The organism is Gordonia sp. UBA5067 (assembly GCF_002414845.1).
Classification (GTDB): Bacteria; Actinomycetota; Actinomycetes; order Mycobacteriales; family Mycobacteriaceae; genus Gordonia; species Gordonia defluvii.
Window position 1 is genome coordinate 1 of sequence record NZ_DIAX01000038.1, and the last position, 8,324, is coordinate 8,324.

The following is an 8,324-nucleotide window of genomic DNA, read 5'->3' on the forward strand; positions in this document are numbered from 1 at the left end:
ACGTCGTTGGCCTTGGTCTCGATGATCGGCAGGCCGGTCATCGAGCCACCGCCCATCTCGTCGGAGAGCTTCGCACAACGCTCCAGCAAGCGCGAGTGCAGGTAGAAGACGTCACCGGGGTATGCCTCGCGGCCCGGCGGCCGACGCAACAGCAGCGAGATCGCGCGGTAGGCCTCGGCCTGCTTCGACAGGTCGTCAAACACGATCAGAACGTGCTTGCCCGCGTACATCCAGTGCTGACCCAGGGCCGACCCGGTGTAGGGAGCGAGCCACTTGAAACCGGCCGAATCCGATGCGGGGGCCGCGACGATGGTCGTGTACTCCATCGCGCCGGCCTCTTCGAGCGCGGTCTTGACTGCCGCGATGGTCGAGCCCTTCTGGCCGATCGCCACGTAGATGCAGCGGACCTGCTTGTCCGGGTCGCCCGACTTCCAGTTGTCCTTCTGGTTCAGGATGGCGTCGATGCAGACCGCGGTCTTCCCGGTCTTGCGGTCGCCGATGATCAGCTGGCGCTGGCCGCGACCGATCGCCGTCATCGAATCGATTGCCTTGATGCCGGTGGCGAGCGACTCCTCGACGGGCTGGCGCTCGAGCACCGAGGCCGCCTGCAACTCGAGGACGCGATTCTCCTCGGCCTCGATCGGGCCCAGGCCGTCGATCGGCGCGCCGAGCGGATCGATGACGCGGCCGAGGAAGTCGTCGCCGACCGGCACCGACAGCACGTTGCCGGTCCGCTTGACCTCCTGGCCCTCTTCGATGTTCTCGTAGTCGCCCAAGATCACGGTGCCCACCGCGTCGAGGTCGAGGTTGAGTGCGACACCGCGGATTCCGCCGGCGAACTCCAGCAGCTCGTTCGCCATGGCGCCGGGCAGGCCACTCACATGGGCAATGCCGTCGCCGGTGTCCACGACCGTGCCAACCTCTTCGCGGGTGGCAGACGTGTCCACCTCCTTGGTGTACGTACTGAGCGCGCTCCGAATCTCATCGGAGGAGATGGTCAACTCCGCCATGTGCTTACTCTTCCTGGCTCTGTGATCGGGTGTCGATCAAGGTTTCGTGTGGGGTAGTGGGTGCCGGTTAGCGCAGGCCGCGCCGCACCGCGGCGAACTTGCCGGCGAGGCTGCCGTCGATCTGCTCGTTGCCGACGCGGACCACGACGCCGCCCAGCAGGGCGGGGTCGATGTCGATGTGAAGGGTGACCGGCGAGCCGAAGTCCGCCTCGAGGTCGTCGGCCAACCGCTGCCGCTGAGCATCAGACAACTCCGCCGCCGCGCGAACGTGTGCGACTCGCCGACCGCTGATGGCGGCCGCCGTATCGGCCAGCGCGGCCAGGGCGTCGGCCGGCTTCAGGTCCGACCGCTCAATCGTGTCCAGCGACAGCTTCTCGGTCACCGGGTTCACCTTGCCGGCGATGAGCGACCGCAAGAGTGCCACGCGGTCCGTCGCCGAGCGGGCCCGGTCCGACAGCGCCTGCTCGAGCTTGGCGTCACCGGCGACGATGCGACCGAGCCGGAACAACTCGTCCTCGACCGTGTCGCCGTCACCGGCGGCCGCGGCCGAGCGCAGCAGCGCCTCGACCCCGAGGTCGTGCAGTCCGGAGATCAGATCGGCAGAGGTGGACCATTGACCGCCCGCCGCAGCGGCGACAACCCCGCCGGTCCCCTCGGCGACCTTGCCCGCAAAGACGGCACGGGCGACTGCGGCACGCTCGGCCGGCGGTACCGCCGCCTCGGTGAGAGTGGTCAGCAGCTCCCGGTTGGTGCCGAGCAGCCGGGACACCGCCAGCAGTTCGTCACCGGTGGTGGCGGCGGTGCCGGCCGAATCGGTCACCGGTTCCAGCGCGGTGCGCGCACCGGCGAGGGCCTCGCGTGAGGATGCTGCGTACATCTACCTCTTCGTTCCTGTCTCGTTGTCCTGCGCCGACCAGCTACTTGGAGCTGTCGATCTCGGCGAGGAAGCGGTCAACCGTGGCCGACTGCTTGGCGGTGTCGCCGAGCGACTCCCCGACCAACTTCTCGGCCAGGTCGATCGACATCTTGCCGACGTCGCCGCGAAGCTCGGAGACCACCTGCTGGCGCGAAGCCTCCAGCTGCTGGTTGCCGGCGGCAACGATCCGATCGCTCTCCGCCTGTGCGGTCGCGGTGGCGTCTGCGACGATCTGCTGCCCCTGGGCACGCGCGTCGTCACGGATGGCGGCAGCCTCCTCGCGGGCACCGGCGAGCTTCTCGCGGTACGCCGTGAGCTCGGCGTTCGCCGCTGCCTGCGTTGCCTCGGCGCGCTCAAGACCGCCCTCGATCGCGTCGCGCCGCTCGTCAAGCACCTGCTGATAGCGCGGGAGGACGAACTTCCAGAACACGAAGAAGACAATGGCGAACGCGACCAGCGACCAGACGATGTCATAGGTGTGCGGCAGAAGCGGATTGTGCTTCTCGCCGCCCTCCGCTGCGAGGTGCAGCGTCAGTTCGGTGGCGTTGATCATGGTGATACGTCGATCAGAAGATGAAGCCGGCGACGATACCGATCAGCGCCAGTGCCTCGGACAGTGCGATGCCCAGGAACATGGTGGTGCGGATCTGGCCGGACAACTCGGGCTGACGCGCGATGCCCTCGATGGCCTTGCCGGCCACGATACCCACGCCGATGCCGGGGCCGATGGCGGCGAGGCCGTAGCCGATGGCACCGAAGCCTTTACCGGTGATTTCGCTGGTCTCGGCCAGAGTCTGGGCGATGTAGCTCATCTTGTGAATTCCCTTTCTAAATGGCTTCTCATCCGGGCGGATGAGTAGTCAGGTTCTCAGTTGTCGTTGGTCAGGGTGGTCAGTGCGAGTCCGCGTGAATCGACTGGTCGATGTAGACCGCGGTCAACAGCGCGAAGATGTAGGCCTGCAGGGCGATCACCAAGAGTTCGAAGAAGGTGAACGCGACGCCGACGACCAGCGCCGGGAGTCCGAAGACCGCCATCCAGTTCTTTGCCTCGAAGAAGAAGAACTGGGTGGCCGAGAAGAACAGCACCAGCATGATGTGGCCGGCCAGCATATTGGCCATGAGACGGACGGTGAGCGTGAACGGCCGCAGGATGAAGGTCGAGATGAACTCGATCGGGATCAACAGGAAGTGAATCGGCAGCGGAACGCCGGGCAGCACAGTCGAGGCCTTGATAAAGCCGAAGAAGCCATACTTGCTGAAGCCGACCCACAGATAGGTGATGTAGGCGGCCGCGGCCATCACCATCGGGAATCCGATGCGGGCGTTCGACGAGATGTTCAGGAAGGGGATGATCGAGGTCAGGTTCAAGAAGATCGTCGCGAAGAAGATCGTCGCGATGATCGTCAGGTACTTGCGCCCGTTCTCCTTGCCCAGGATTTCCTCAGCGATCTGGACGCGGACGAAATCGAGCATGCTCTCGCCGACGTTCTGGATCCCGCGCGGGACGAGCTTGGGGCTGCGCATCGCGATCATGAAGAACAGCGACAGCACGATGACGACGCCGAGGCGGATGAGCATGAGCCGGTCGAGCGCGAACGGCGTGCCCTCGAAGAGAACCTGCGGGGGAAAGAAGTCGTCCAGCGTCGGCGGCTTGAACTGTCCACTGGAATCGGCCAAGAAGACGTTGATCAGCGTTCTCTCCCGTGGTCGGGCCCGTCGATCGCGGTCGCGATGCGGGTTCGATCGGACTGTCCCGCGGTTGGCGGGACGCAAGCAGAATCTGACGCTGATCGGGTGCGCGATGCGCAACCGGGGGCGGCCGTCTCCTGTTTGGTGTGATCAGAACTTTATCAAGTCCTGCTCAGGTACGTAATCACCGGGGTCCAATTGGTTCGCCGGACATGTCTACGACGCGGTGTAGTAGCAGGTCGGCGGTCTGCACTACTTGCCCGGCACCTCGTCGACGTAGGGCACCCGGGTGCGCAGCACGCCGTAGAACTCCGCGCCGAGCACCACCACGATGGCGCCGACAAGCATGCTGACGAGCGCACCTTTGTCGTAGAACCCCATGTTCTTGATGAGCCCCGTCAGCACGATTACCGCAACCATCTTCAGGAACCACGACCCCATGATGATGTACAGCGATGTCGTCGGCGGCAGGTGAGCGGTGCAGAGCACCACGACAATCGTCACCAGGATGAACCCGCCGCCGACGGCGGCACCCACCAGCACGCCCCAGAGCCCGGGCTTGCCCGCCACCGGCACCCAAACCGCCAGGCCCAGCACGGTCAAGAGGACCAGGCCGATCGAGCCGTAGCGCAGCCCGGCCCTGAGCGCTCCGAGCGGATCGGTGGTGGCGCGAACGATGTCGGGGGTGTCATCAGCCATGCGCACAGGCTAGCGTCCCCGCCGCGCCGGCAGCCAATCCCCGATCCGTTAGGCCGGCGGATGGCCCGCCGGTGAACCGCGGAACACCGCGACAATGCGCGGCAGGAATGTGAAGGTCAGCGCCACGAGGAGTCCGGTGGCAAAAATCGGCCCGACTACGCGCAGCGGCACGACCGTGCTCGCCGACACCGACAGGGCCAGCACGCCGACCCACAGGTAGATCAGCAGCGCCACTCGCGACTGCGAATGCCCGATCTCGAGTAGCCGATGATGCAGGTGCATCTTGTCAGGCGTGTAGAAGCCCACGCCGGCCCGGGTGCGCCGCACGACCGCCATCAGCATGTCGAGCATGGGAATGAACATGATGGCCGCGACGAGGATCAACGGCGACAGCAGAGTGAACACATCGGCCGTTCCATACGCGTTCGGTGCCCGGCGCCCCGACGCGCTCGTCGATGCCGCCGCCAGCATCAGACCGATCAGCATCGCGCCGGAATCACCCATGAAGATGCGGGCCGGGCTGAAGTTGTGCGGCAGGAACCCCAGGCAGGCGCCGGCAAGGGCAATGGTGATCAGTGCCGGTGGGTACGAACTCGAGTCGCCGCCGAGGTCGCGCAACTGGCCCAGGGAGAACAGGCAGATCGCGAGTGCGGCGATCAGCCCCAAGCCGGCGGCGAGGCCGTCGAGGCCGTCGACGAAGTTGATCGCGTTGATCGTGGCAACGGTGATCACCACGGTCAGCAGACCGGCCTGCAATGGATCAAGGGTCAGCGTCCCGATGTTGCCAAACGGAATATAGATGACATTCCAGCTGACCCCCATGATGACGAGTACCCCCGCCGCGGTGAGCTGTCCGACGAACTTGGTCAGCGCGTCCAGACCCCACCGGTCGTCGATCACCCCGACCAGCACGATCACCAGCCCGGAGACGATGACCGCCATCATGTCCGGCGTATAGGCGAAACCCCGGTTGAGCGCGGGCAGCTGCGCGGCCAGCGCGATCGCCGCGACGGCGCCGAGGAACATGCCAATCCCGCCGAGACGGGGCGTCGGGATCACGTGGACGTCGCGCGCGCGCGGCACGGCGACCGCGCCGACGCGGATCGCGAAGACCCGGACCAACGAGGTTGCCAGGAAGGTGACCGCGGTCGCGGTCGAGCCGACAAGCACGAGTTCGCGCAGCGGTACGCCGGTCCCGGAGGAGCTGATCCCCGAGGTCGTCGCCACCAGCTCGATCACTGCTTCGCACCTGCCAGGACGTCGAGGATCCGGTCCGCCAGCACGACCATGTCGTCGACCCCCAGCCCATTCGCGGTCACCGTCGGCGTGCCGACCCGGATCGCCGACCCCTGTGCCACCGGCGCCGGGTCGAACGGCAGGACCGCCTTGTCGACGACAATCCCGGCCGCCGCGAGCGCGTCCGCGGCCGCACGCCCAGACAGGCCCGATCGGGTCACGTCGACGACGGCCAGGTGATTGTCGGTACCCCCGGAGACCACCCGCATCCCCCCCTCGACGAGTCGTGCCGCCAGCGCCGATGCATTCGCGACGACCTGCTGCGCATACTCCCGATACGCCGGAGTGGACGACTCTGCGAACGCGACGGCCTTGGCTGCGATCGCCGCCATATTCGGGCCGCCCTGCAGAAACGGGTACACCGCACGGCTGAGCGCGTCAGCATGCTCGGCGCGGGCGAGAATCACCCCGCCGCGCGGGCCGCGCATGATCTTCTGGGTGGAGACGGTCACGACGTCGGCGAAATCGGTCGGCGACGGTCCGATCCCCGCAATGGAGAGGCCCGCAATGTGCGCGGCATCAATCCACAGCACACACCCCACCTCGTCGGCAATCGACCGCATCGCGGCGAAGTCGATGTGTCGCGAATACCCCGATCCCCCGGCGACGAGGATCCGTGGCTTGTGGAACATCGCCGATTCCCGGAGCAGGTCGTAGTCGATGCGCTCGCCGGCCATCTCTACCTGGTAGGAAACCGGCGTGAACCAGCGGCCGGAGAAGTTGGCCCGCGAGCCGTGCGTCTGGTGTCCACCGTGGCGCAGCGACAAGGCCAGAACCGCATCGCCCGGCTGCGCGAAAGCCGCATACACGGCCTGACTGGCCGCCGACCCCGACAGCGGAGCCACATTGGCGTACTGCGCACCGAACAGGTCGCGGGCACGGGCGGTGGCGAGCTCCTCGAGTTCGTCCGCGACCTCGCAGCCGCCCTGATAGCGGCGCCCCGGGTATCCCTCGGCGTACTTGTCGCCGAACTCGCTGGCCAGCGCCGCGCGCACGGCCGGCGTCGACACCACCTCGCTGGCGACCAGAGACACGGTGTCGGCGCGACGCCCCTCCTCCGCACCAATCAGATCGGCGACCCTCGGATCGACGGACCGCACATCGTCGGTGCTCACGACACACCCCGCAACTGCTCGACATCGACGTCGAGCACCTCGCTGATCGCCTCGGCGCTGATCGCGCCCTCGCGCAGGATCGTCGGCACCTCGCCGGTCACGTCGACGATGGTCGACGCCACCGCGGTTGCCGCGGTCCCGCCGTCGAGGTAGACCGAGACCGCATCGCCGAGTTGCTCGCGCGCCTCCTCCGCCGTCGTCGCCGGCGGACGGCCCGAAACATTGGCGCTCGACACCGCCATCGGACCAACCTCGCGCAGCACCTCGATGGCGACGGGATGCAGCGGCATCCGCAGCATCACCGTGCCATCGGTGTCCCCCAGGTCCCACGCCAACGATGGGGCCTGCGCCACGACCAGCGACAGCCCCCCCGGCCAGAACGCCCGGGTCAGCTCGCGTGCGGCCAGCGGCACCGACAGCACCAGACCGTCGATCGTGTGCCACGAGCCGACGAGCACCGGGACTGGCATATCGCGACCTCGCCCCTTGGCTTTCAGCAGGTCGGCGACGGCGTCGGCGTCGAACGCGTCGCAACCGATCCCGTACAGCGTGTCCGTCGGCACCACGACCAGCCGCGACGACCGCGCCGCCGCGACAGCGGCCGCGATGCCCGACGAGCGAATCTGCGGGTCCATGCAGTCGTAGACAGTGCTCACCGTCTCATCCTTGCACAGCCCCCGAGGCGACCCCGGGCACCCGCGCGGTCGCGAATCGCGGCCGGCCAGCCAGGTCGGCGCGGGCCCGGACCGCGACAAACCCCGCAGCACTCAGCGCGGCCGCCACCGCCGGCCCGGTCGAGTCATCGTGCTCGATTCCAACGGCCGCACCGGCCGCCCCGAGGGCCCGGACCGAGGCGAGCATCGGCGTGATCACCGACATGCCGTCCACACCGGCGAACACCGCCGCAGCGGGATCGGCCCGCACCTCGGGGGATACCGCCGTCGGCGCGCCATCGGCCACGGACGGAACGTACGGCGGGTTGGCGATGACGAGGTCCAGCGGCGTGGCAACGGGCCAGCCCAGCGGCCCGGCCTGCGCGGCGATCGCGTCCCCGAGCGCACCGGGCTCGGTGACGTCGGCGACGACCACGGCCACCCGCTGCGCCACCGACAGCGGCTGGGCCGCGACGTTACGCCGCAGCCAGGCCGTCGCCGGTCCAGAGAGTTCGACCGCGACGACTCGCACATCATCGCGGGCCGACGCCAGCCCCAACGCCAGCGCGCCCGATCCGGAGCAGAAATCGGCGACCAGGGCGCCCGGCGGCGCAGTCGCAATCGCCCACTCGAGGAGGAGTTCGGTCTCCGGACGCGGAATGAACACCCCCGGCCCGACACGCAATTCGATCACCGCATCCGGTGCGCCGAACTCGACGCGGCCCACGATGTGCTGGAGCGGGACGCGCGCGGCACGACGCTCGATGGCCTCGGCGAACCGCGCAGCCGCGGGTGCGTCGACCTCGTCGACGAGCGCCAACCGGCCGCGATCGACGCCCAGCGCGTAGGCCAGCAACCAGTGGGCGTCGGAGTGTGGCGAGTCGATCCCCGCCGCGGTCAGCGTCTGGGCCGCGACGGCGATGTGCTCGCGCGGCATCACTGCGCG

At 67.9% G+C, this 8,324-nt stretch carries 10 protein-coding genes; all 10 read right to left on the bottom strand.

Annotated elements, in window-relative coordinates:
• Window positions 1-1,010 (bottom strand): F0F1 ATP synthase subunit alpha (gene atpA, locus B4M62_RS06095; RefSeq protein ID WP_290706089.1); only part of this gene is annotated, 1,010 nt, incomplete at its 3' end.
• A gap of 67 nt (window positions 1,011-1,077) precedes the next feature.
• Entirely contained in the window at window positions 1,078-1,887 is an 810-nt protein-coding gene (locus tag B4M62_RS06100) for a F0F1 ATP synthase subunit delta (protein ID WP_290706090.1), read from the bottom strand.
• A gap of 40 nt (window positions 1,888-1,927) precedes the next feature.
• The gene (locus tag B4M62_RS06105) at window positions 1,928-2,479 is read right to left on the bottom strand and encodes a F0F1 ATP synthase subunit B (RefSeq protein ID WP_290706091.1); all 552 of its coding nucleotides are present in this window, start codon (window positions 2,477-2,479) and stop codon (window positions 1,928-1,930) included.
• Between the two features lie 13 nt (window positions 2,480-2,492).
• Entirely contained in the window at window positions 2,493-2,738 is a 246-nt protein-coding gene (locus B4M62_RS06110; protein WP_007323606.1) for an ATP synthase F0 subunit C, read from the bottom strand.
• Between the two features lie 79 nt (window positions 2,739-2,817).
• Window positions 2,818-3,603 carry a F0F1 ATP synthase subunit A gene (atpB, locus tag B4M62_RS06115; RefSeq protein WP_290706092.1) on the bottom strand — a complete coding sequence of 262 codons (786 nt, stop codon included), beginning with the start codon at window positions 3,601-3,603 and terminating at the stop codon, window positions 2,818-2,820.
• A 264-nt stretch (window positions 3,604-3,867) separates the two neighbouring features.
• Complete coding sequence (locus tag B4M62_RS06120) at window positions 3,868-4,314, bottom strand: hypothetical protein (protein ID WP_290706093.1); 447 nt, start codon at window positions 4,312-4,314, stop codon at window positions 3,868-3,870.
• A 48-nt stretch (window positions 4,315-4,362) separates the two neighbouring features.
• A complete protein-coding gene (locus B4M62_RS06125; RefSeq protein ID WP_290706094.1) occupies window positions 4,363-5,553 on the bottom strand; it encodes a glycosyltransferase family 4 protein in 1,191 nt (396 codons plus the stop codon).
• Window positions 5,550-6,725: a serine hydroxymethyltransferase gene (gene glyA, locus B4M62_RS06130; protein ID WP_290706095.1), complete on the bottom strand. Its 1,176-nt coding sequence runs from the start codon at window positions 6,723-6,725 to the stop codon at window positions 5,550-5,552. Before glyA ends, B4M62_RS06125 begins: the two co-directional genes overlap by 4 nt.
• Window positions 6,722-7,381 (bottom strand): L-threonylcarbamoyladenylate synthase, encoded by a 660-nt coding sequence (locus B4M62_RS06135; RefSeq protein WP_290706096.1) that lies wholly within the window; start codon window positions 7,379-7,381, stop codon window positions 6,722-6,724. The genes glyA and B4M62_RS06135 overlap by 4 nt, the downstream gene beginning before the upstream one ends.
• A 4-nt stretch (window positions 7,382-7,385) precedes the next feature.
• Window positions 7,386-8,315, bottom strand: coding sequence for a N5-glutamine methyltransferase family protein (locus tag B4M62_RS06140; RefSeq protein ID WP_290706097.1), 930 nt, complete (start codon window positions 8,313-8,315; stop codon window positions 7,386-7,388).
• Window positions 8,316-8,324 lie beyond the last annotated feature (9 nt).